The 21,394-nt window shown below is 59.7% G+C and carries 19 protein-coding genes; 11 read left to right on the plus strand and 8 right to left on the minus strand.

Features of this window, described 5'->3' with window-relative positions; all coding sequences use genetic code 11:
* Positions 1-37: 37 nt before the first annotated feature.
* Genes sppA through rluC form a run of 3 tightly spaced genes read right to left on the minus strand, consistent with a single transcriptional unit; the run spans position 38 to position 2,656 of the window.
* Positions 38-1,027 carry a signal peptide peptidase SppA gene (gene sppA, locus B347_RS0118955; RefSeq protein WP_019411274.1) on the minus strand — a complete coding sequence of 330 codons (990 nt, stop codon included), beginning with the start codon at positions 1,025-1,027 and terminating at the stop codon, positions 38-40.
* Positions 1,028-1,047: 20 nt separating this feature from the next.
* Entirely contained in the window at positions 1,048-1,710 is a 663-nt protein-coding gene (locus B347_RS0118960) for an HAD-IA family hydrolase (protein ID WP_019411275.1), read from the minus strand.
* Positions 1,700-2,656 carry a 23S rRNA pseudouridine(955/2504/2580) synthase RluC gene (rluC, locus tag B347_RS0118965; protein ID WP_019411276.1) on the minus strand — a complete coding sequence of 319 codons (957 nt, stop codon included), beginning with the start codon at positions 2,654-2,656 and terminating at the stop codon, positions 1,700-1,702. Before rluC ends, B347_RS0118960 begins: the two co-directional genes overlap by 11 nt.
* Positions 2,657-3,365: 709 nt before the next feature.
* Between rluC and rne the strand changes: the two genes are divergently transcribed.
* Positions 3,366-6,569: a ribonuclease E gene (gene rne, locus B347_RS0118970; protein WP_019411277.1), complete on the plus strand. Its 3,204-nt coding sequence runs from the start codon at positions 3,366-3,368 to the stop codon at positions 6,567-6,569.
* 173 nt (positions 6,570-6,742) lie between these two features.
* On the opposite strand, the gene B347_RS0118975 is transcribed toward rne, so the two are convergent.
* The 5 genes from B347_RS0118975 to B347_RS0118995 form a co-directional block, all read right to left on the minus strand.
* Complete coding sequence (locus B347_RS0118975; protein WP_026014288.1) at positions 6,743-7,552, minus strand: type III effector; 810 nt, start codon at positions 7,550-7,552, stop codon at positions 6,743-6,745.
* Positions 7,553-7,612: 60 nt separating this feature from the next.
* Positions 7,613-9,016 (minus strand): hypothetical protein, encoded by a 1,404-nt coding sequence (locus B347_RS0118980; RefSeq protein ID WP_019411279.1) that lies wholly within the window; start codon positions 9,014-9,016, stop codon positions 7,613-7,615.
* 38 nt (positions 9,017-9,054) lie between these two features.
* On the minus strand, positions 9,055-9,987 hold the full coding sequence (locus B347_RS0118985) for a lytic transglycosylase domain-containing protein (protein WP_019411280.1): 933 nt from the start codon (positions 9,985-9,987) through the stop codon (positions 9,055-9,057).
* Between the two features lie 45 nt (positions 9,988-10,032).
* Entirely contained in the window at positions 10,033-12,324 is a 2,292-nt protein-coding gene (locus tag B347_RS0118990; protein WP_019411281.1) for a type III effector HrpK domain-containing protein, read from the minus strand.
* Positions 12,325-12,416: 92 nt separating this feature from the next.
* On the minus strand, positions 12,417-12,953 hold the full coding sequence (locus tag B347_RS0118995) for a sigma-70 family RNA polymerase sigma factor (RefSeq protein ID WP_019411282.1): 537 nt from the start codon (positions 12,951-12,953) through the stop codon (positions 12,417-12,419).
* Here B347_RS0118995 and B347_RS26625 point away from each other — a divergent pair.
* Genes B347_RS26625 through sctR form a run of 10 tightly spaced genes read left to right on the plus strand, consistent with a single transcriptional unit; the run spans position 12,952 to position 21,390 of the window.
* Positions 12,952-13,137 carry a hypothetical protein gene (locus B347_RS26625; RefSeq protein ID WP_157786896.1) on the plus strand — a complete coding sequence of 62 codons (186 nt, stop codon included), beginning with the start codon at positions 12,952-12,954 and terminating at the stop codon, positions 13,135-13,137. The two genes, B347_RS0118995 and B347_RS26625, sit on opposite strands and share 2 nt — an antisense overlap.
* A 59-nt stretch (positions 13,138-13,196) precedes the next feature.
* A complete protein-coding gene (sctW, locus tag B347_RS0119005) occupies positions 13,197-14,312 on the plus strand; it encodes a type III secretion system gatekeeper subunit SctW (protein WP_019411284.1) in 1,116 nt (371 codons plus the stop codon).
* Positions 14,312-16,411, plus strand: a complete 2,100-nt coding sequence (gene sctV, locus B347_RS0119010) for a type III secretion system export apparatus subunit SctV (RefSeq protein WP_019411285.1) — start codon at positions 14,312-14,314, stop codon at positions 16,409-16,411. The genes sctW and sctV overlap by 1 nt, the downstream gene beginning before the upstream one ends.
* Before the next feature lie 13 nt (positions 16,412-16,424).
* Positions 16,425-17,342, plus strand: a complete 918-nt coding sequence (locus B347_RS0119015; RefSeq protein ID WP_026014289.1) for an FHA domain-containing protein — start codon at positions 16,425-16,427, stop codon at positions 17,340-17,342.
* Positions 17,339-18,688: a FliI/YscN family ATPase gene (locus B347_RS0119020; protein ID WP_019411287.1), complete on the plus strand. Its 1,350-nt coding sequence runs from the start codon at positions 17,339-17,341 to the stop codon at positions 18,686-18,688. The genes B347_RS0119015 and B347_RS0119020 overlap by 4 nt, the downstream gene beginning before the upstream one ends.
* Positions 18,689-18,690: 2 nt before the next feature.
* Positions 18,691-19,134 (plus strand): type III secretion system stalk subunit SctO, encoded by a 444-nt coding sequence (sctO, locus tag B347_RS0119025; protein ID WP_019411288.1) that lies wholly within the window; start codon positions 18,691-18,693, stop codon positions 19,132-19,134.
* On the plus strand, positions 19,124-19,696 hold the full coding sequence (locus B347_RS0119030; RefSeq protein ID WP_019411289.1) for a type III secretion system HrpP C-terminal domain-containing protein: 573 nt from the start codon (positions 19,124-19,126) through the stop codon (positions 19,694-19,696). Before sctO ends, B347_RS0119030 begins: the two co-directional genes overlap by 11 nt.
* A complete protein-coding gene (locus tag B347_RS0119035; protein WP_019411290.1) occupies positions 19,693-20,415 on the plus strand; it encodes a hypothetical protein in 723 nt (240 codons plus the stop codon). The genes B347_RS0119030 and B347_RS0119035 overlap by 4 nt, the downstream gene beginning before the upstream one ends.
* Complete coding sequence (locus B347_RS25235; protein WP_019411291.1) at positions 20,405-20,740, plus strand: FliM/FliN family flagellar motor switch protein; 336 nt, start codon at positions 20,405-20,407, stop codon at positions 20,738-20,740. The genes B347_RS0119035 and B347_RS25235 overlap by 11 nt, the downstream gene beginning before the upstream one ends.
* Positions 20,737-21,390, plus strand: a complete 654-nt coding sequence (gene sctR, locus B347_RS0119045) for a type III secretion system export apparatus subunit SctR (RefSeq protein ID WP_019411292.1) — start codon at positions 20,737-20,739, stop codon at positions 21,388-21,390. The genes B347_RS25235 and sctR overlap by 4 nt, the downstream gene beginning before the upstream one ends.
* Positions 21,391-21,394: the final 4 nt, after the last annotated feature.

Raw genomic sequence — 21,394 nt, forward strand, 5'->3', positions numbered from 1 at the left:
TACCGCGGATCAAGACCTGTTAGCCATGACCGCATACTCAGCGCAGTGTCGGCCCCTGAAAACCCATCCACATGGCCAATTGCTCTGCCACGCTGGCGCCCAGTTTTTTCGAGAAGCGGTCGAAAGTTGATTCTTGCACCGTAAAGTCAACCAGCTCTTTTTCGCCGATCACGTCACGCGCAACCGAACTGGCACTGCCTAGACCATCGATCAAGCCCAACGGCAGCGCTTGCTGACCGGTCCAGACCAGCCCCGAGAACAACTCAGGATGTTCTTTGTCTTTCAAGCGATCTCCGCGACCTTGCTTGACACTGGCAATGAACTGTTCGTGCGTAGTGTTCAGCACACCCTGCCAGAACTTGGTTTCATCCGGCTTTTCAGGTTCAAACGGATCAAGAAAGGCCTTGTGCTCACCCGACGTGTAAGCTCGACGCTCAACACCCAGTTTTTCCATCGTACCGACGAAGCCAAAGCCGGCCGCCGTCACACCAATCGAACCCACAAGACTCGCCTTGTCGGCGTAAATCTGATCGGCTGCACTGGCAATGTAATACGCACCAGAAGCCCCCAGATCGGAAATCACGGCATATACCTTGATTTCAGGGTGCAAGCCACGCAAACGACGAATTTCGTCGTAGACATAGCCCGACTGCACCGGACTGCCGCCAGGGCTGTTGATGCGCAGCACTACGCCCTTAACCTTGGGGTCTTCAAACGCAGCCTGCAAACTGGTGACCAGATTGTCAGCACTGGCGGCTTCTTTATCAGCAATCACGCCTCGCACATCAATCAATGCGGTATAGCCCGTGCCCTTGGTTGCAGTGCGTTCCATATCCAGAAACGGCGTAAACACAAGCAACACCACAATCAGATACAAGAACGTCAGTGACTTGAAGAAAATACCCCAGCGACGCGCACGACGCTGTTCCTGCACACCCGCCAACAAGGTTTTTTCCAACAACTTCCAGCTCTTATCATCACCGACTGTCGACTCAGCCTCCGCAGGCGCCTTCCATTGATCAACCATGCTCCACCCCAGCAAAAACGTTAATTAACCTGCCGACTCAGCCAGGCACGCAACTCAGGAAAACTATCAATAGCCAATCGCGGTTCAAACGTGAGCAAACGCTCAATAGGTTGAGCACCATAGCTCACAGCTACAGAGTCAATGCCCGCATTGCGCGCCATCAGCAAATCAAAGGAGGCATCCCCCACCATCAAGGCTTGCCGAGACGAGACGTCGCAATGCCCCAGAATTTGATTCAGCATCAAAGGGTCAGGCTTGCTGGCAGTTTCATCCGCCGCCCGCGTGACATCAAAGAAACACTCCCAGCCATGCGACTTGAGTACACGATCAAGCCCGCGGCGCGCCTTGCCCGTCGCAACAGCCAAGCGATAGCCATCAGCACGCAAAGCCTCAAGCGAATCAGCCACACCAGGAAACAACGGAGAAGGCTCGGCGTCCATCGAGATGTAGACATCGGCATAGTGCTGGCGAAAGGCAACCACCTCGGCCTCGGTCATATCGGGATAAAGCGTCAGGATGGCTTCAGGCAAGCCCAAACCAATAATCCCCTTGACTGCCCCTTCATCACGCTCAGGGCGTCTCGAGCGCTGCGCTGCAGCTTGCATCGCGGTAACAATCCGACCAACGGAATCAGCCAGCGTGCCATCCCAGTCAAAAATCAGCAGCTTGTACTCACTCAGCACTCAGGCGCTCCACCGTTTTGGCCCACATGTCATCTACCGGCGCCTGTAGCTTCAGCTCGCCGCCATCCGGCAACGGCACCGTCAGCATGTAGGCATGCAAAAACAAGCGTTTGCCACCCAAATCGCGGATTTCTTTAGAGAAGCCTTCGTCGCCGTATTTGGTATCACCGGCAATACAATGACCCGCATGCAACGTGTGCACACGAATCTGGTGAGTCCGACCGGTAATCGGCTTGGCTTCGATCATGGTGGCAAAATCGCCGAAGCGACGCAGCACCTTGAACACCGTCACCGACTCCTTGCCCTCTTCGTTCACCTCAACCATGCGTTCGCCCGAACGCAGATTGCTCTTCATCAGCGGCGCACGCACTTGCTTGATCGAGGTCGCCCAGTTGCCACGCACCAGCGCCATGTAGCGTTTGTCGATACCGTCACCACGCAGCGCTTCATGCAGATGGCGCAGCATGCTGCGCTTTTTGGCAATCATCAGCAGACCAGAAGTGTCGCGATCTAGGCGGTGTACCAGTTCCAACTCCTTGGCGTCGGGCCGCATCTGGCGGAAGGCCTCAATCACACCAAACGTCAGGCCGCTGCCGCCGTGCACGGCAATACCGGCAGGCTTGTTCAGTACAATCAGCGCCTTGTCTTCGTAGACAATCGCGGCTTCAAGTCGTTGCAATAAACCTTGTGCCACGGGTACCGGCTCATCACGCTCAGGCACGCGAACCGGCGGCACGCGCACGATATCGCCCGCCTGTAGCTTGTACTCAGGCTTGATCCGCCCTTTGTTCACGCGCACTTCACCTTTACGCAAAATGCGGTAAATCAAAGTCTTGGGAACACCCTTGAGCCGGGCAAGAAGGAAGTTGTCGATGCGTTGGCCGGCATATTCCGGCGTGACCTCAAGCAGCTGAACGCTGGGGGTCGGGGGGGTAGTCGTCGTCATGGCGCGGATGATAACAATTTTTTATGGAATTGAAGCACTTAATCATTGCTGCTATAGTCGCGAACGCCGCCAAAAGCGGCCTGGACAGCGGATTAACGGTGAACAACCGGCCCTGACCAACGCTCTTCACGAGGACGCGAGGCCGTCCTACGGGGCTTTTGCTGCAAACGAAACACATGGAGTTGTAACAAGCGCAGGTGACATGAGGCCTGAAGCGAGCCTGGAAAGCAGAGTGAAAACTCGCCTTTTACGCCGATATTCACGGCCAGTTCACAAAGTGCAGTCAGCTCAAGGTATTTCGAGCGAATGCTTCGGAAACATCGCCTTTATTAGCCATGATGCGTGAACTCCCCTTTTGGAGAACACGGTAAATGCCAACCCGCTGCGGATTCTGCGCGCGGCAGCACCCGAATTATCAGGGATACGTGTAGGGTGGAGATGCACAACCGTCGGACTGTGTAGCAATAGGCTTTATCAAGACGCTTCATCTCGTCCACAGCCGCTGGTTGATTCCTCCTCCTGACTGAGTGCTTATTAAGTCACCACAGCAAGCAGGAAGCGTAAGTCGCGACTTCGCCCCCATTGGTCGAACTCGCTGGACACTGGAGTGGCCAACTACTCCTGACGCACCTGACACCGACCATGAGAAGTCGTGTGTGCCGAACGCCGTTTCCGGTAGCCCGGAAACCGACGGTACAACATGAAAAGAATGCTGATTAACGCAACTCAACCTGAAGAGTTGCGCGTTGCACTGGTAGATGGCCAACGCCTCTACGACCTGGACATTGAGTCGGGTGCACGCGAGCAGAAGAAAGCCAACATCTACAAAGGCCGTATTACTCGCATAGAACCAAGCCTTGAGGCTGCCTTTGTCGATTTCGGCTCTGAGCGCCACGGCTTTCTGCCCCTCAAGGAAATCTCCCGCGAATACTTCAAGAAAGCGCCTGAAGGTCGTGTAAACATCAAGGACGTCCTGAGCGAAGGCCAGGAAGTTATCGTGCAAGTCGAGAAAGAAGAACGTGGCAACAAGGGCGCAGCCCTGACCACGTTTATCAGCCTCGCTGGCCGTTACTTGGTCCTGATGCCAAACAACCCGCGTGCTGGCGGTATCTCCCGTCGTATCGAAGGTGAAGAACGCAACGAACTGCGCGAAGCCTTAAACGGCCTGATCGCCCCTGCTGACATGGGCTTGATCGTACGCACTGCCGGCCTGGGTCGCAGCAGCGAAGAAATGCAGTGGGACCTCGACTACCTGCTGCAACTGTGGACCGCCATTAAAGAAGCCTCGCTGGATCGCTCCGCGCCATTCTTGATCTACCAAGAAAGCAACGTGATCATTCGCGCTATCCGCGATTACCTGCGCCAGGACATCGGCGAAGTGCTGATCGACAGCGTAGAAGCCCAGGACGAAGCCCTGACCTTCATCCGTCAGGTAATGCCGCAGTACGCCAGCAAAATCAAACTCTACGAAGACAGCGTTCCGCTGTTCAATCGTTTCCAGATCGAAAGCCAGATCGAGACCGCCTTCCAGCGCGTCGTTGAACTGCCTTCCGGTGGCTCCATCGTTATCGACCCAACCGAAGCCCTGGTGTCCATCGACATCAACTCGGCGCGCGCCACTAAAGGCAGCGATATCGAAGAAACAGCCCTGCAAACCAACCTTGAAGCGGCTGAAGAAATCGCCCGTCAGTTGCGTCTGCGCGACATCGGCGGCCTGATCGTCATCGACTTCATCGACATGACCCCTGCCAAAAATCAGCGCGCCGTGGAAGAAAAAGTCCGCGAATGCCTAGAAGCCGACCGTGCCCGCGTACAAGTTGGCCGTATCTCGCGCTTTGGTCTGCTGGAAATGTCCCGTCAGCGCCTGCGTCCATCGCTGGGCGAAAGCAGCGGCATTGTCTGCCCACGCTGCAACGGCACCGGCATCATCCGTGACGTCGAATCGCTGTCGCTGGCAATCTTGCGTCTGATCGAAGAAGAAGCCCTGAAAGACCGTACTGCCGAAGTACGCGCCCAGGTGCCAATCCCGGTTGCCGCGTTCCTGCTCAACGAAAAACGCAACTCGATCACTAAGATCGAACTGCGCACTCGCGCACGCATCGTCATTCTGCCGAACGATCACCTCGAAACACCGCACTTCGAAGTTCAGCGTCTGCGTGATGACAGCCCGGAAGCTCACACTAATCAGTCCAGCTACGAAATCGCCGCTGCTGCTGCTGAAGTAGAAGAAGTCCAGCCTGCCGCAGCGACCCGCACGCTGGTTCGCCAAGAGGCCGCAGTTAAAACTGCACCTGCCCGCACGTCGGCTCCGGTGCCTACCGAAGTTGCCGCTCCGGTTGCCGCTCCGGCCCCGACTGTTTCCGAGCCTAGCCTGTTCAAAGGCCTGGTGAAGTCGCTGGTTAGCCTGTTCGCCAGCAAAGAAGAGCCAGCCGCCCCAGCCGTGGTTGAAAAACCAGTGGCTACCGAGCGCCCAGCCCGAAACGAAGAGCGTCGCAACGGCCGTCAGCAAAGCCGTAATCGCAACGGTCGCCGCGACGAAGAGCGCAAGCCGCGTGAAGAACGTGCACCACGCGAAGAGCGCGCACCTCGTGAAGAGCGTGCACCACGCGAGGTCCGCGAGCCACGCGAAGAAGCACCAGCAGTTGCAGCCGTTCGCGAAGAGCGCGCACCTCGTCCACCGCGTGAAGAACGTGCCCCACGTGCCCCGCGTGAAGACCGCAAGCCACGCGGCGAAGGTCGTGAAGAGCGCGTACGCGAATTGCGCGAGCCTCTGGATGCCGTCCCTGCCGTTGCCGCTGCCGCCGCAGTTGTGACCGAAGAAGAACGTCCAGCTCGTGCGCCGCGTGAAGAGCGTCAGCCTCGCGCCCCACGTGAAGAACGTGCGCCACGCGAAACCCAAGCGGCTGCCACCGCTGAAGACGAAGAAGCACTGTCGACCGATGAGCAATCGCAGGACGATACACAGGACAGCGCCGAAGGCGATCGTCCACGTCGCCGCTCCCGTGGCCAGCGTCGCCGTAGCAACCGTCGTGAACGCCAACGCGATGCCAATGGCAACGTGATTGAAGGTTCGGAAGAGAACAGCGAAGAAGCCAACGCCGAGAACGCTGCTGCCGCACCTCAAGTCGCTGCCGAGCACGTCGCTGAACAACAAGCCGTTCACACCCAGGCCATCAGCGCTCCTGCTGAAGCCCAAGCCAACGAGCAAGCTGAGCGGGCCACCCAAGCCATTCAGGAATCGGCACCCGCCGAAACCGTGGCAGCGGTAGAAGCGCAAACCACTGAAGTGGCCATCGTGCCAACCCCAGCGGTTGAAGCGCCGGTTGTCGAGACGACAGTGGTTGAAGCACCGGTTGTTGAAGCAACTACTCCGGTTGAAGCGATCAAGGCACCAGAAGTTGAAGTGCCAGCAGTGCAGGCTGAACCTGAAGTCAAGGCAGCTGCCGAACCTGCTCCGGTTGTCGAAACACCGGTCATTGCCGCGCCAGAGCCTGTGATTGAGGCCGTTGTCGAAGCCCCGGCAGTAGAAGCGCCACGCGAAGAAGCGCCGGTGATCGAAACGCCAGTCGTTGAGAAAGCGCCTGAGCACGTCAAGGAAGCCCGTGTTGTCCGCGAGCCAATTGCCGAACCCGCCATTATCGAGGCCGTTCCAGCGCCAGTCGCTGAGCCAGTCGCTGAAGTGGTTGTGGCTGAAGCCGCAGTGATCGAGACAGCCGTTGTGGCACAACCGGCTCCGGTTGAAGTGGTCGAAACCACTGAAGTGGTGGTAGCAGCGCCGGTTGTCAGCGCACCGAGCAACGGTCGCGCGCCTAACGACCCGCGTGAAGTACGCCGTCGCAAGCGTGAAGCTGAAGCAGCCGCCGCTAAAGCAGCAGCCACGGAACAGGAACACGAGTCTAAACCCCTCGCCTAATTCCGCCGGCCACTAAAAAGCCCCGCCAGTTCTGAACTGGCGGGGCTTTTTTTTGCTCGCAAAAACAACGCTATCCTCCGGCATATGGGGCGCCATAGGTATCTACACAAGGTTAGAAGGCAGCTCCTGCGAAAGTTTTGAGACGAAGCCAGCCTTGTACTGAAAGATCCCTGTTATTGCCCTGCCCCCCACGGCGGCGGCAGCATTGAGCGGTGGCTACGGCTTGAACCTGCAGAGGTCGGTGACGCGTCCGCAAAAGCGACCAGTTGGAAGAACGGCTGCTGCGCCAACGCATTGCTCTGCCCGGCAGACCCGGTTCTGTCGCTGGTGTGTTCATTTCGATAAGACGCGAACTGCCAATGCTGCGGCGCGACATCAGAGGCTGGGCGATGGCTGCTTGGCGTAATCCCTGCACCGCGAAGTTCGTTCTCGATACTGATCAGCATGCCGCGCATTTTCCCCATGTATTGCGGGCTGTAAGTGTTATCGGGCCGATCAGGCTTAGCGTAGATCGTAAACTGCGCACCCATTGCAACCCGCTGCTGCTCAGGCGACATACTCGCGCTGATGCGACTCATGTCCGTCACTTTCCACTTGTCGACTGGGCCGTCCTCAGCCTGCAACAGTTTGCCGATGGCATTGAACGCGTTGGCGACATGCTGTGGCGCCACGCTGATATGGATTTTGTCACCGGCATAGTCTCCCTGGCTTTTCGCCGCCACCCGGTCCATGTGGATAAACGCATCTTGACCCGTTGCAGCCGCTTGGTTGAATGCACTCCAGCCACTGTGGGTCTGGCCCCGAGCGCTCAAGGCAACATCATAGGTCGGCGCCCCGTGATTCAAGGCAAAACGCGTTTGCGTATTGGCTGCCACTTCGCCTTTTTGCATACGCTGCAGTTCAACGCCGGCATTTTTTCTGGGCGGCGGCATGGGCGCCAGTGTGTTCAAGGACAAACCAAGTTTAGGTCTGATTCCGCGCATATCTGTTTACCCGTCAGTAGGAAGTGGGCAAATGCCCTATGTTTCATTTACACCCACAAGTCAGACATCTGACTCGCCTTGCGGGCCATTGCTTCGCCCAGGGCGTTGGCGAAATTGATTAGCCAACCCGGCAACCGAATCAGCCCCCCGCTCGGCCGCCGTTCCTAGGCCCAAATGACCGCTCATAGCACTCAGCCCTTGCAGCGAACCAGACAACACGCCACCTGCGGCTTTGACCCCACTTGCTAGCGCCTCCCCGGCCGAGGCCGCCATACTCGAGGCTTTCGGCGGGAGGTCATGTTGCAGCGCGTGGGCCGCTGCTTCGCTGGCAGGGTCGGTCACTACGCCAATTGCCCCGTAAGCACCAAAGGACACGGCTGACAGGGCAACGTTGGCAGCCGCGTCAGCAGCAGCGATCGCGGCCGGTGGCAGTCCGGCGTTGGCCGCTGCGTGCTTGACCGTGCTACGGGCGAAGGTCTGCACCGCGCCCCCGCCGCCAAGCGCCAGGGCGTTGGCGGCCAAACTCGTGGCCGAAATAGCCTTGCCGAATGACTTCACCGTGTCGGTCAGGATGTCCACTGGCAACTTGGCCAGGCGCTTGCCGCCATTGATCAGCGGGTCTCGCGCGGGGCTGCAATCCCTCAAGGTTTCATACTGCTTTTTCCAGTCCTGACGCCCGAACAGGTACTCAGGCCCGGCACGGTGGGCGCTCATATCAAATTTGCGTTGCGTGACGGCATAACCCGCCCCCGCCAACATGCCCCCGGCCGACGACAGCGCCGTGTCTGCGGCAGCGGCAGTCTTAGGGCCTTTGGTGGCAGTCAGCGTCGTCGCCACCAGGCCACGCACCACATTGCGCAGGGTGAACGTCTGGTTGGCAACGACCGCTTCTAGGGTGCGACTGCCCAGCGTGGCGTTGCTGCGCGCAGCCTTGGCTTCTTGCATCACCGGCTCCAGCACCTCGTCCGGGGCCTTGAGCCAAAATGTGTCGTGGGTAGCCCGCGCCAGCACTCCAGAGGCCACCGCATCTACCGCGCCCGACATCGAACCGGCCACAAAACCGGTGTACGCAGCACTCTCGGCAGCCTTGGCGGTAATGTCCGGAACTCTGTCGAGCAGCACAGACGCCACGGCGAACGGTGTTGAACCAATCGCCCCCTGAATCGGTAAGGTCACTCGGTCCATGCGGGTTGCCTTGTCCAGCAGGCGCTCAACGTCCGCCGCCGTCTGCCCCATTGCCTGCAATTGGGTCGCGCGGTCTTTGACCAATGCCGCCAGTGCAGGCTTGTTCTGCGGCGTTTCGTGAGGCGCAAAGATATCGCCCAGCGCATGCTCCAGGTCATGCAACACCTGCGGATCATTAACGCCGCTGACAGCCGCTGCACCTGCAGCAGTGTGCTCAGCCTGAAACGACAGCTCAGGCAGCACCGGCGGACGCGAATCGATTCTGGGTGGGTAACTCATAGTTATGACCTTCTTGTCTGAAAATGCTTGCGCGCTGGTTACGCCGGCAATTGCCCTTTGCCACTGCCAATGATCTCGGCAAATCTCAATACATTGGCCGCGTATTGCGGGTCGCCCACACCGCCGGTGTCTGCCAGGTTGTTGACGTTGACCTTGTCTGGCCCCGAGTTGTACGCACGTAATCCGGCGCCGATGTTGTTGCCGAACGCCTTGCTTTGATCTCGCAGGTACAGTGCGCCCGCCATGATGTTGTCGTGGGCGTTGTTAACGTTGGCGTTACCCAAGAGTGCTGGGTTGTTGCGTTTGAGTTCAGCAAAGGTGTCGGCGTTGACCTGCATCAAACCGGCGTCAGTCTTGCCGTTGACGTTGGTTGAATCGGCCCCCAAATTGCCCCGGGACTCAGCCCAGATTTGCCCGGCGATCACTTTCGCTGGCATGCCCGTGGCCTTGGCCGCCTCCTGAATGTCGGCGCGATAGGGTTCCAGCGCCGGTGGCAAATGCAGTTCGTCACCGGCGCTTAAACCGGGACTACCCGACACTGCACTGGCAGGTGAACTGGCCGCAGCCGGGCTCGCAGATGCAGCCGCCGGGCTAGGCGACGCGCCAGCCGGTTTGGCAGCCGACACCGGTGCGCTAGCCTTGGTGCTGCCTTCGTCTTTGTGTTGCAGCGACTGCAAAAACTGCATGATCGCCTTCATGATCACGTCCATGAACTGCTTGAGCGGGTCAGCCTGACCGGATGCACTCGCAGGGTCTGCCGATTGGGTCCGGGCCGGGTCAGCCGATGTCGATGAAGCCGGGTCAGAAGGCGACGCAAAATTGACCGGCTTCTGATCAGAGCCCGCAGCCCGCACTGCACTGCTTGCGTCGTGGCCTTCTACCGGGTGTTCCTTCGAAGGCTGAAGGCCAGACTCAACAGCTGCTTCCAGCTCATGCAGGGCGGTACGGATAGATGAGAGAGAAACATTCATTGCAGGACTCCTGGGTCGCACAGTTCAAGGGTTGAGTGGTTGCAATCAATGCGGTCGCGGGATGCCGAATTGATCCAGAGTCGGGTCGACGTTATGGTCGAAGTGCTTGGCCGCGGCATGCTTCTGGACCGCAGCAATAATTGCCGCAATCCCCAACCCCAGGCTGAGCACGGCATCAACCGCCCATCCCACAGGGCCTGCCGCCACACCGATGGTGGACGCCACCGCAGCGCCTGCTGCCTCAGCGCCCACAGCGGCACCGATACGAATCGCTGCCCCCGCCGCCAGACGGCCAAGCCCGGCAGAGGCTTCACGACCGGCCAGTTTGCGTACCACATCGACCCCGTCCTTGAGCCCCGAAATACTGTCTTTGGTGTCGTCGTAGGTGTCTTTGACTTGCTGCGCCTTTTGCGTGGCCGTCATCGCCAGCACCGCCGTGGCACCTGAATCACCGTTGGCCACTTTGTCGAGAAAGCTGCGACCTGCCTTGGACTGCACCAGCTCATTGGCGGTGGAGTGCTCAACATTCGCTTGCTGACGCTGCAAAAAGTCATCCGGCAATACGTCCTCGTACGCGGATTTCTGCACCTCTACGCGTTGCAGGGCCTGGCTGGCGTCAGCCTTTTTCTGCCCCAATAACTGATGCAGCTCGCCGCCGTTGGTGAAGTTGGCCTGATAGGCGTCTTGCAACGTTTTTTGCACCGCAGGTTGATTACCCACCACCTGCTGCGCGGTAGGCACCTTGACGTTCGGCCCCAACAGATCGCGCTGCAATTGCAATTGAGCCGACAGGCCATTGAGTGCGCCGCTGTAGTCGGGAGCCGCAGCGCCCTTGCCCTGATTTTTTTCAGCGGTGCTCATGTCGTTACGCAAGGCCTGGCCGTTGTTGACCTTCTGCATCTGGTCATACACCGCTGTTTTCAGGGCCGGATCACTGGCGACCAAGGCTCTTTCCTGGCTCGGCACCGCCTGTTGCAGGTACGCCTGCACATCGGGATCGCTTTGCAACTGACCGATTTTCTCGGCCAATGCCGCTTCTGTGTCACCGGTTTTGCGCAGATCACTGCCCGCATCCACGCTCTGTTTGGTCTGCTGCAACTTGACCATGACCGCGGCTTTCTGCGCACCGGTGTAGTTCTGCGGATGGTCGAAGACATCCGTGCCTAGCTTGCTGATATCGGTTGAAGACACCGCATTGATCGTCGCGGCATCACTGAGCATGCTGGCAAATTCACCCCCATTGGTCGGCGCCTGCTTCTTGATCCAGCTGTCAATATTCCCGGAATTGAACAAACCATCCGGGCTATGGGCAGCCAACGCTCGACCGGACAAACCGCCCTGATCCAGTTGGTTAAAGAAGCCGGGCTGCGACCACGTTTTCGCCGCCTGACGCAACGCGCCCGACAACCCGGGGTTGCTGTTTTGCAACGCCGCCAAACCCGCCTGATCGGTTAGCCCATTAACGTTGGTCTGCTGACTCGCACCCGCACTGTGCGCAGGGTCCGCCGCCACGGTGAGGTAACTATTGGCCCGCATCAGCGCGGCAGACGTGACCATTTGCAACGACTGCGCATCGGCATTCGGATTACTTTTTCGGTAGTCAGCCAGGTCTTTATCGCCCGCGTCTGCCGCGCTTTGGCTTTGGCTGACAAATCGGCTCAGGTCCTTGTTATTGATAATGCCGTCGGCCTTGGGGTTGATGGCAGTGTCAATCGCATTCTTCAACGCCGGGTTAGCATTGATGAACGCCATCGCCTGGGCGCCATTGGCCCCGCCTTCCTGAGCCATTTGCGCCGCCGCGATGGGCCGGTTGAGTTCTTTTTCAGCTTGCAGTTGCTGATCCGCTGGCAAGTTCGCCACCATCGGCGCCCACTTTTTCAGGGCCTGGGGCGACGAATACTTAGAATCATCCAGAAACGCACCATCGGCACTGGCCGCAGGCACCGGGGTGGCGGCGGGGTCCGCAGGGCTGGCGGCTGGAGCAGCAACGGGCGTAACCGGCGCCGCAGCACTGGCAGGAGCAGGCGCATCAGCAGGGGCTGCGGTCGGTGATGCGGTCGGATTGAAAAGCCGGCTCATCAACTGATCAAACTGGTCTTTAAGCGAAGACGCGTTGCTTTCAATCTCCTTTTCGAGCTTGTCCATCCCGGCCTGCGCATCGTCCATTTGCTTGTTCACTTGATCCATGAACGTCAACGGTCGCGACACAACGCCAAATTGCACGATGTTGCCCGTTGCTGGGGCCTCTTTCGGGTCTTGCGACGCTGGCGCGGCCTGGGGTTCTGCACCCGAAACCGCAGAACCGTTGCCGGATAAAGGAGAGCTGGAAATGCGCATAAGGTCGCCATGATTGTCAGTTGGACGTCATTAATGCGTGGCAAAAGACCGTCAGGCAGTTCCGTCCTGCGCTGTAATATTTCGTCATAAAGTTAGAAGCTGCCGGCCAACCGCCAACGCAATTGCTCACGCGCGCGCGACAGGCGTGAGCGCACCGTGCCAATCGGCACGCCCAACGCGGTGGCCGTGTCCAAATAATTGCCTTCCATCTCCAGCGACACCCGAATCACTTCCTGCATGTTTAGCGGCAAGGTGGCAATCGCACGAAAGGCACGCAGCAACTGACGTCGCCCGTCCACCTCGGCAAACACATCACTGTTATCGCTGATGTCGAGCACGTCGCACTCTTCAAGGTCTTTTTGCAGCGGCTGGCTGTACAGGCGCCTGAAGTGGCTGCGAATCAGGTTCATCGCAATCCCGCATAACCAGGTCAGCAGCAGCGAGTCATTACGAAATTTGTGCGCGTTGCGCAGCGCTTCAAGAAACGTGCACTGCACCAGGTCTTCAACATCATCCGGGTTCATGACTTTGCCGCGAATAAACAGCCGCACTTTGTGCATCAGTGCGGCGTCGAACTCACGAAAGAGGGAAAGACGGCCGGTACACGTACTCGAATCGACTGCACACATGGGGATGACCCTTTCAGATGATGTGCAGGCAATAGAGCGATATGTATGCCAAGCCTTAGCAGGCTTTAACCTTATGATTTATATGATCATTTTTATTAACCCTGAAAAAATCATGCAACTTCCTGCACAAGACCTTACGAACGCCCCCTTCAATCTTGCACACATTTTTGCGCCGCTTTGGTGATGGAACCGCTCAGCTGAAACGCCCACTCACTGATCAAGCCCCCAGCATCAGTGCGCGCCATGAAAATCTCTGCCTTCAACCCCGTGGGTGCTATCCAGCCGGTTTCGCCGGTATCAGTTCGGCCTGAGCTCGCGAACGCGCAGATGGCTCCGCTGATTGCCAACGATCAGGGCACCACGCCACAACAGGTCGCTCGGTTTACCTCGGCCCTCATCCAACAAAGCAAAACCTTAAGCCAGCGGGACTTGATCATCAGCAGCACGGCCTTGCAGTCAAAGGCCATCAAGCTGGGCGAGCTGTATCAATTACTGATGGGCAGCCAGGACCAGCATCTGGACGCCGCGGTGCGTAACCTGCGCCGCGAACTTATGCTTCAGGCCGCCAACACACGTGTTATGGACGTGGTCCTGAACGCTGCGGGAGGCGACGCGGCAAGAGCCCATGTAATGCTCCAGGCTGCCGCACGCCAAGCTGATAACGAAGGGGCCAGCGACGAATATCAGTTGCTGGCGCGGCAGTTGAAGGTGTTGCGTCATCAACAAGGCGGGCGGGCCCGCGCCGGTATCAACACCGCCCGCGCCATTGCCCGCTCCAGCCTCAACCCGCGGCGCCGACAAACCCTGCGCGACCTCTACTACACCGGCGTTGTAGGCCAACACAGTATTGCTGGCCTGATCGACAACCTGCTCGGCCAGGACGGTGATGAGCACCCGTTCGAACCGACGCTGCGCGACCTGCGCAGCGCCATTGCTGACGACCTCGCAGCCTTCACCCCGTCCAGCACCCGGCAACACTTGCGCACGCTCATGCACGGCCTTAATACCGCACGCCATGTCGCGACCCTGTTGCACACCTGCGAGCACTTATTGGGCCGCATGCGCAGCAAAAATCCGACCTTGCAGATCAATGCACCGACGTTTCTCAAGCACCTGCTGGCCCTCTCAGGCAATGGCATGCACCTGCATGACACGCTGCAACTGGCGCAGTTCATCGGTGGCCCCCAGCTCAAGCATCAACTGTCATTCCTTAACGGCCTACGGCCGATGCTGCAACAACTGCCCATCGTGCTGTGGAAAGACCTCAAGGCGCGGCAAAACGCGCTGGGCAATCTGCTGACGTTGATGGCCGAGCTGACCCAGCAAGAGCAAAACCTGGCCAGGGGAAAACCTGCCTGATGTACAAGGTCATCAACCTGCTCAACCAGTTGGCCCTCGCGGCCATGCGCCGCTCAGAAATTGTCGGCGCGTTCGTGGTGCTGGCCATCGTCTTTATGATGATCACCCCGCTGCCGACCTGGCTGGTGGACATTTTGATCGCGGTGAATATCTGCATTTCCTGCTTGCTGATCATGCTGGCCATGCACTTACCACGGCCTTTAGCGTTTTCAACATTCCCCTCAGTGCTGCTCATTACCACGATGTTCCGCCTGGCCCTGTCGATCTCCACCACCCGCCTGATTCTGCTCAATCAGGACGCAGGGCATATCGTTGAAGCCTTCGGCCAGTTCGTGGTGGGCGGCAACTTGGCCGTGGGCATGGTGATTTTCATGATCCTCACAGTAGTCAACTTTTTGGTGATCACCAAGGGTTCCGAACGCGTCGCGGAGGTGGGTGCGCGCTTTACCCTCGACGCGATGCCAGGCAAGCAAATGTCCATCGACAGCGACTTGCGTGCCAACCTGATCAGCGTCCAGGAGGCCAAGCGCAGACGCTCCGAACTGGGCAAGGAAAGCCAACTGTTCGGCGCCATGGACGGGGCGATGAAATTCGTCAATGGCGACGCCATCGCCAGCTTGATCATCGTCGCGATCAACATGATTGGCGGTATCGCCATCGGTGTTATCCAGCACGGCATGAGTGCGGGCGATGCGGTGCAGTTGTACACCGTGCTGACCATTGGTGACGGCCTGGTGGCGCAGATTCCGGCCCTGCTGATTTCCGTGACCAGCGGGATGATCATCACCCGGGTCGCCAACGACACCCCCAATGCCGAATCCAATATCGGCCGCGAGATTGCCGAGCAGATCACCAGCCAGCCCAAGGCATGGATCATCGCCTCGGTAGCAATGCTCGGGTTTGCCGCCATGCCCGGTATGCCTGCCAGCGTGTTTATCACCATCGCGATCATTTGCGGACTGGGCGGCGTGCTGCAATTACAACGGGCCAAACCCAAGGTCGAAAAAGCCCCGCTCCAATACGTTGCCCCCGAAAACAATGGCCAGGATGACTTGCGCATGTTCCTGCCCAGCCGCCAGTTCGTGTTGCAGTTTCACCCGAGCCAGAACCCCGCGCAGGTCGATGCGCTGGTCAGCGAAATCCGCCAGCGGCGCAACCGCCTGGTGATCAATTACGGGCTGACGCTGCCGTCATTCATCATCGAGTACCTGGCGCACCTCGAACCCGACGAGTTCCGCTTCACGGTCTATGAGGTGCCCATGCTCAAGGCCACCTTCAGCCAGACCCATGTCGCCATCGAGGGGCAACTGCACCCCTCGGAGTTTCACGAACAGGCGCGGCCCGGCACCGTGGACCGCCAGGAAAGCCACTGGCTGTGGCTGCCCATTGACGCCCTGCACAGCCAACCTGTGCCCGTAGCCGCAATCAGCGCCAGCACCCTAATTATTGAGCGCATGGAGCGTGCCTTGCAGACCTGCGGCCCGCAGTTTATCGGTTTGCAGGAAACCAAAGCGATTCTGGGCTGGCTGGAATCCGAGCAGCCGGAAGTGGCTCAGGAACTGCAACGCGTGCTGCCCCTTGCGCGCTTCTCACAGGTGCTGCAAAGACTGGCCTCCGAGTGCGTACCGTTACGCGGGATTCGGGTGATTGCCGAAGCGTTGATAGAACACGGTCAGCACGAGCGCGACGTGACAGCGCTGACCGACTACGTGCGCATCGCCCTTAAATCACTGATCTACAACCAGTACTGCAGCGCCGTCGGTTTGCAGGTCTGGTTGCTGACCCCGGAAAGCGAAGGCATCTTGCGCGACAGCCTGCGCCAGACCCAGACCGAAACCTTTTTTGCCCTCAACAGTGAGTCCAGCCTTTTGCTGGTTCAGCAGTTGCGCCTGGCCTTTCCGCTGCGCTCTGCCGAGCGTGCCGTGATGCTGGTCGCCCAAGATTTGCGCAGTCCGCTACGCACCTTGCTGCAAGAGGAATTCCACCATGTGCCGGTGCTCTCCTTTGCGGAAATCAGCAACGTAGCCGAAGTCAACGTGCTGGGCCGCTTTGACCTTGAAGACGAAATGTCGCCAGTGGAAGACGACTATGCCGCCTGAGGGAGTGAGCGAGATGTTTGAGCTGCGCGTCTTGAACGGCTTGCATCAGGGCGCCGCGCTGCCATTGGTGGGTGAACAATGGCTGATTGGCGCCGATGACCAACACGACCTGGCCCTCTACGACCCTGGCGTCGCCGCATTGCATTGCCGCTTGAGCCGCACTGAAGACGGCTGGTCGCTGGACGCCGAAGACAGCTTGATCAACGACGATGAAGGCCACGCCCTGACCAGCGCCCAATTAAGGCCCAATCAGGCATTCGCGCTGGGCAACGTCTGGTTATGCCTGGCCGCTGCCGAAACGGCGTGGCCGCAAGTCCCGCACGTGATTGCCCCGGTCTCTGAGCCCGCCTGGGCAAGCCACCCCGAACCGGCCCCAGCACCGCGTGCGCCACGCTGGAAACTACTCTGCGCGGCCCTCGCCGGGCTGGTGCTGGGGGTGATCGGCGCGCAAGCGTTTATGAATCGCACTGTCACCACAGCCGATCACCCCGCCTCCTCGAGCCCCGCATCTCCGGCGGCCGAGTCCGTGCCGGGCAAAATTACGTTGACCAACCGCGATGACATTCGCCGCCACCTCAGCACCCTACTCAGCGAACGCCTGCTCACCGACGTCACGCTCGAAGACAGCGGCGACGGCCTAGTCATTAAAGGCCGCCTCAATGAAGAGGCCCTGCAGGTTTACCGGCGCATGCTCGAGCATTTCACTGCGCGCTACGCCATCGCCGTGCCCGTGTTGGATCAGGTGGCCACCCTCAGTCGCGGCCTGCCCTTTGCGATTGCGCAAATCATTTCGGGCAACAACGCTCATCTGGTCACCGCTGACGGGCACCGGATGTACATCGGCGATCAATACAACGGTTTACGCCTGACCCACATCGATGATCAACGCATCGAGTTTGACGGTGACCAACACATCGAGGTGCCGTGGTGAACGCCGCCCTGCAACGCTGGACGCAAGAGCAACACGCACGCCTGTCCACCTGCTCGGCGGTACGGGTCAGCGGCCGGGTCACGGCGGTGAACGGGATTCTGCTGGAATGCCAGATACCGGCAGCTAAGGTCGGCGACTTGTGCGAAGTCAGCAAAGCGGACGCCAGCACCCTGCTTGCCGAAATAATTGGCTTTACCGCGCACAGCACCTTGCTCAGCGCCTTGGGCACACCCGACGGGATCCAGGTCGGCGCACGCATTCGCCCTTTGGGCATGGCGCACCGCATCGGGGTCGATGAGCATCTGCTGGGCCGCGTACTGGATGGCTTCGGCCGCCCGCTGGTGGGTGATGGCGACGGTGCGTTTGCCGGTGTGCATGACCTGCGCACCACCACCCCAGTGATTGCCGAAGCCCTGGCACCCATGCAAAAGCCGCGCATCAGCCGCGCCCTGCCCACCGGCATTCGCGCCATCGACAGCGCCATGCTGCTGGGCGAAGGGCAACGGGTCGGACTGTTCGCCGGGGCCGGGTGCGGGAAAACCACCTTGCTGGCAGAAATGGCCCGCAACATGGACTGTGACGTGATTGTCTTCGGCCTGATCGGTGAGCGTGGCCGCGAGCTGCGCGAGTTCCTCGACCATGAACTGGATGAACAACTGCGCCAGCGCTCGGTACTGATTTGCGCAACCTCCGACCGTTCCAGCATGGAGCGCGCACGGGCCGCCTTCACAGCCACCGCCATCGCCGAAGCCTATCGTCAGCGCGGCCTAAAAGTCCTGTTGCTGATCGACTCACTGACACGCTTCGCCCGTGCCCAGCGCGAAATTGGCCTGGCCGCCGGGGAGCCGCTGGGCCGTGGCGGCCTGCCGCCATCGGTCTACACCTTGTTGCCACAGTTGGTGGAGCGCGCAGGCATGAGCGAAACCGGCTCGATTACCGCGATCTACACCGTGCTGATCGAGGCCGACTCAATGAATGACCCGGTGGCCGACGAAGTCCGCTCGCTGCTCGACGGGCACATCGTACTGTCGCGCAAGCTCGCCGAACGCGGCCACTACCCGGCCATCGACGTTCTCGCCAGCATCAGCCGCATCATGGGCAGCGTCACCGGACGCGAGCAGGTGCGGGCCAACAATCGCCTGCGCCAATTACTGGCCGCCTATCGCCAGGTCGAGATGCTGCTGCGCTTGGGTGAATACCAGCCCGGTGCCGACCCGGTGACCGACTGCGCAGTGCAGCTCAATGACACCCTCAACGCCTTTTTGCGCCAGGACCTGCGTGAGCCCGTCAGCCTTGATGAGACCCAGGCCTTGCTTGTGCACATCACCTCGCAGGTGCCGGAGTAACCATGTACGACCCCGTCGAAATCGACCCCGAACGCACAGCCCTCATGCTGCTGGTCAACGTACTTACACCACTGCGCCAGCACCGCCAGGCCAGTGCCGAACGCGCCTGTAAACGCCTTGAACACTCGCTGCTCCAGCTGTGCGAGCAACTGCTCACGAGCCAAGCCTCGTTCAGTCAGGAGCGCGACAACCAAAAAGCCCGGCGCCAGCAACTGTCGACAGCGCACCTGCAACAGACGGTGGCGTTGAGCGACATCGACCGCTGGCATGAAAAGGAGCGGCGCATGCTCGACCGCCTGGCCCAGATCCGCCAACACATCAGCCACTTGCACACGCGCATCGAGACCCTGCGCGAGCAACTGCAACAGGCCCTGCTGGAGGTTAAGGCGCGCCAGCGGGCTGTCGAAAAACTGGCCTGTTTGAGCGAGAGCCTGCATGACGAATAAATCAGCCATCACCCCGCCGATCGCGCACCACGCCCCGTTGGCGCCCGCGCCACAGCCCCGGCAACAGGTCGTTGCGCCACAACCCGTGGCTGCGACCGGCAATGCTCCTCTGCCCAAGCGCAGCGAGACAGCGCGCAGCCGCGTGACCGACAGCCGATCTGACAGCCCCTGCGTACCGGATGCCGACAGCCTGTGGTTTGAGCAACTGCTGGCCCTGCCTGCCTCTGGGCAAGAGGCGCAGTCCGACTCCCAAGGCGGCACCAGCAACGCCGGATTGTTTGCTGCGTTCGACGGCGTGCCCACGCAGTTGATTGAGCAACTGACGCTGCAATTACCGGCCCTTGGCCGTCGACCACTCTGTGCCACTGTACTCATGCCCACGCTGGGCAAAGTGCAGGTGCGCGCCAGTAAACGCGACAGCATTTGGGCCATTGAGCTAGGTTTTGAGCGCGCCGATAGTTTGCAACGCGTCAGCCGACACCAAGGCGCCTGCGAACGCGCGCTGGCGCAAGCGCTGGGGCATGACGTCGAGCTGTCGTTACACCCTGCAGGTGACGCATGAACGCCCTGCAATTGCGGGCCGTCCCAGCCTCCATCGCTGCCGCCGGCCTGGCGCTAGGGCGCGGTCGGCGGCTGGAATTGAGCAGTGGCGAAGACCGGGTACACCTCACTCTCGGCCCACGGGTAATGCCCGACATGACCCGCCCTCAACCCGCCTTGCACCTGTTGAGCCAGCAAGGGTCTTTGCTACTGAGCAATGCCGATGCAGTGCTCAGTTTGTGCGGCGAAGTCCCGGTAATTTCCAGCGGCCCATCACAAGCGTGGTACTGGCAACTGATCAATCAGCAACTGAGCCGCACACTCCACGACCTGCTGTCACCGCTCGAACCCGGCACCGCATCAGCCCCGGCATTGCCCGAACGCATCGACTGCCGCATCAGTGTCGAGCGCTCAGGCGAGCAGGCACAGGGCGTGCTGAGTTGCAGCGCCGTGACCTTATTGCGCCTGCTCGACGCCGCCCCGTGGCACGGCGTCGAACGGCCATTACCCGCTGACTGGCCGTTGCGCTATCCGCTGGTGGCAGGGCGAATGAATTTAACCGTCAGCCAATTGCGCTCGTTGCGTCCGGGCGATGTGCTGCTACCCGAAGAAACCCTGTTCGACATCCACGGAGCCGGGCGATTGCAGTTGGGCGATCAACAGTGGGCCGTCCAGAGCCCTGTTCGAGATGACCCGTTACAGCTGCAACTGATTCACAAGGAAAACGCCCATGAGCAATGACTATGAAATCGACAGCGATGCCGATGAAGAAAACCTGCGTTTCGATGACGCTTATCCCGGCGCTACTGACGCACCGCACGCCATCGCACCTGCGCCGTCTGTGCTGGCAGGGCTGAACCTTGAGCTGACGTTGCGCTGCGGCCATATCAACCTGAGCCTGAGCGCCTTGCAGCATCTGGCACCCGGCTCGGTGCTGGGGATTAGCGGCGTCACGCCGGGCCACGCGACCTTGTGCCATGGCGAACGGGTGGTCGCCCATGGTGAGTTGGTGGAGGTCGATGGCCATCTGGGCCTGCACATCACCCGCGTGGTGTTCGACCAATGATTCTGGACGGTATGAACCCGATCATGCTCGCGCTGTTTCTGGGCGCACTGTCATTGATCCCGTTGCTTCTGATCATCTGCACGGCCTTCCTGAAAATTTCCATGGTGCTGCTGATCACCCGCAATGCTATCGGTGTGCAGCAGGTGCCGCCGAACATCGCCATGTACGGCATCGCGCTGGCTGCCACGCTGTTCGTGATGGCGCCGGTGGCCCATGAAATCCAGCAACGGGTCATCGACAACCCGTTGCAGGTGGGCAGCCTAGAAAAACTCCAGGCCAGTGCCAATACCGTCATACAGCCCATTCAGCGCTTTATGAGCCGCAACACCGACCCCGATGTAATGGCCCATCTGCTGGACAACACCCACCGCATGTGGCCCGCCGATATGGCCGCAAAAGCCGACCGCAATGACCTACTACTGGCGATCCCGGCGTTTGTGCTGTCGGAGCTGCAGGCCGGGTTCCAGATCGGTTTTCTGATCTACATCCCGTTTATCGTCATCGACTTGATCGTCTCCAACCTGCTGCTGGCCCTGGGCATGCAAATGGTCTCGCCCATGACCATTTCGCTGCCGCTCAAGCTGTTGCTGTTTGTGCTGGTTCAGGGTTGGTCGCGGTTACTCGACAGCCTGTTTTATTCCTATCTGTGAGGCT

Source organism: Pseudomonas psychrophila HA-4 (genome assembly GCF_000282975.1).
GTDB classification, from domain to species: domain Bacteria; phylum Pseudomonadota; class Gammaproteobacteria; order Pseudomonadales; family Pseudomonadaceae; genus Aquipseudomonas; species Aquipseudomonas psychrophila_A.

Bases quoted from the DNA above. Each gene is read 5' to 3' on its own strand.
- B347_RS0118995 (WP_019411282.1), bottom strand. From the start codon at position 12,953: ATGTGTGCAGTCGATTCGAGTACGTGTACCGGCCGTCTTTCCCTCTTT.
- sppA (WP_019411274.1), bottom strand. From the start codon at position 1,027: ATGGTTGATCAATGGAAGGCGCCTGCGGAGGCTGAGTCGACAGTCGGT.
- sctV (WP_019411285.1), top strand. From the start codon at position 14,312: ATGTACAAGGTCATCAACCTGCTCAACCAGTTGGCCCTCGCGGCCATG.
- sctW (WP_019411284.1), top strand. From the start codon at position 13,197: ATGAAAATCTCTGCCTTCAACCCCGTGGGTGCTATCCAGCCGGTTTCG.
- B347_RS25235 (WP_019411291.1), top strand. From the start codon at position 20,405: ATGAGCAATGACTATGAAATCGACAGCGATGCCGATGAAGAAAACCTG.
- rne (WP_019411277.1), top strand. From the start codon at position 3,366: ATGCTGATTAACGCAACTCAACCTGAAGAGTTGCGCGTTGCACTGGTA.
- B347_RS0118980 (WP_019411279.1), bottom strand. From the start codon at position 9,016: ATGAGTTACCCACCCAGAATCGATTCGCGTCCGCCGGTGCTGCCTGAG.
- sctR (WP_019411292.1), top strand. From the start codon at position 20,737: ATGATTCTGGACGGTATGAACCCGATCATGCTCGCGCTGTTTCTGGGC.
- rluC (WP_019411276.1), bottom strand. From the start codon at position 2,656: ATGACGACGACTACCCCCCCGACCCCCAGCGTTCAGCTGCTTGAGGTC.
- B347_RS26625 (WP_157786896.1), top strand. From the start codon at position 12,952: ATGGGGATGACCCTTTCAGATGATGTGCAGGCAATAGAGCGATATGTA.
- B347_RS0118985 (WP_019411280.1), bottom strand. From the start codon at position 9,987: ATGAATGTTTCTCTCTCATCTATCCGTACCGCCCTGCATGAGCTGGAA.
- B347_RS0119035 (WP_019411290.1), top strand. From the start codon at position 19,693: ATGAACGCCCTGCAATTGCGGGCCGTCCCAGCCTCCATCGCTGCCGCC.
- B347_RS0118990 (WP_019411281.1), bottom strand. From the start codon at position 12,324: ATGCGCATTTCCAGCTCTCCTTTATCCGGCAACGGTTCTGCGGTTTCG.
- B347_RS0119030 (WP_019411289.1), top strand. From the start codon at position 19,124: ATGACGAATAAATCAGCCATCACCCCGCCGATCGCGCACCACGCCCCG.
- B347_RS0119015 (WP_026014289.1), top strand. From the start codon at position 16,425: ATGTTTGAGCTGCGCGTCTTGAACGGCTTGCATCAGGGCGCCGCGCTG.
- B347_RS0118975 (WP_026014288.1), bottom strand. From the start codon at position 7,552: ATGCGCGGAATCAGACCTAAACTTGGTTTGTCCTTGAACACACTGGCG.
- sctO (WP_019411288.1), top strand. From the start codon at position 18,691: ATGTACGACCCCGTCGAAATCGACCCCGAACGCACAGCCCTCATGCTG.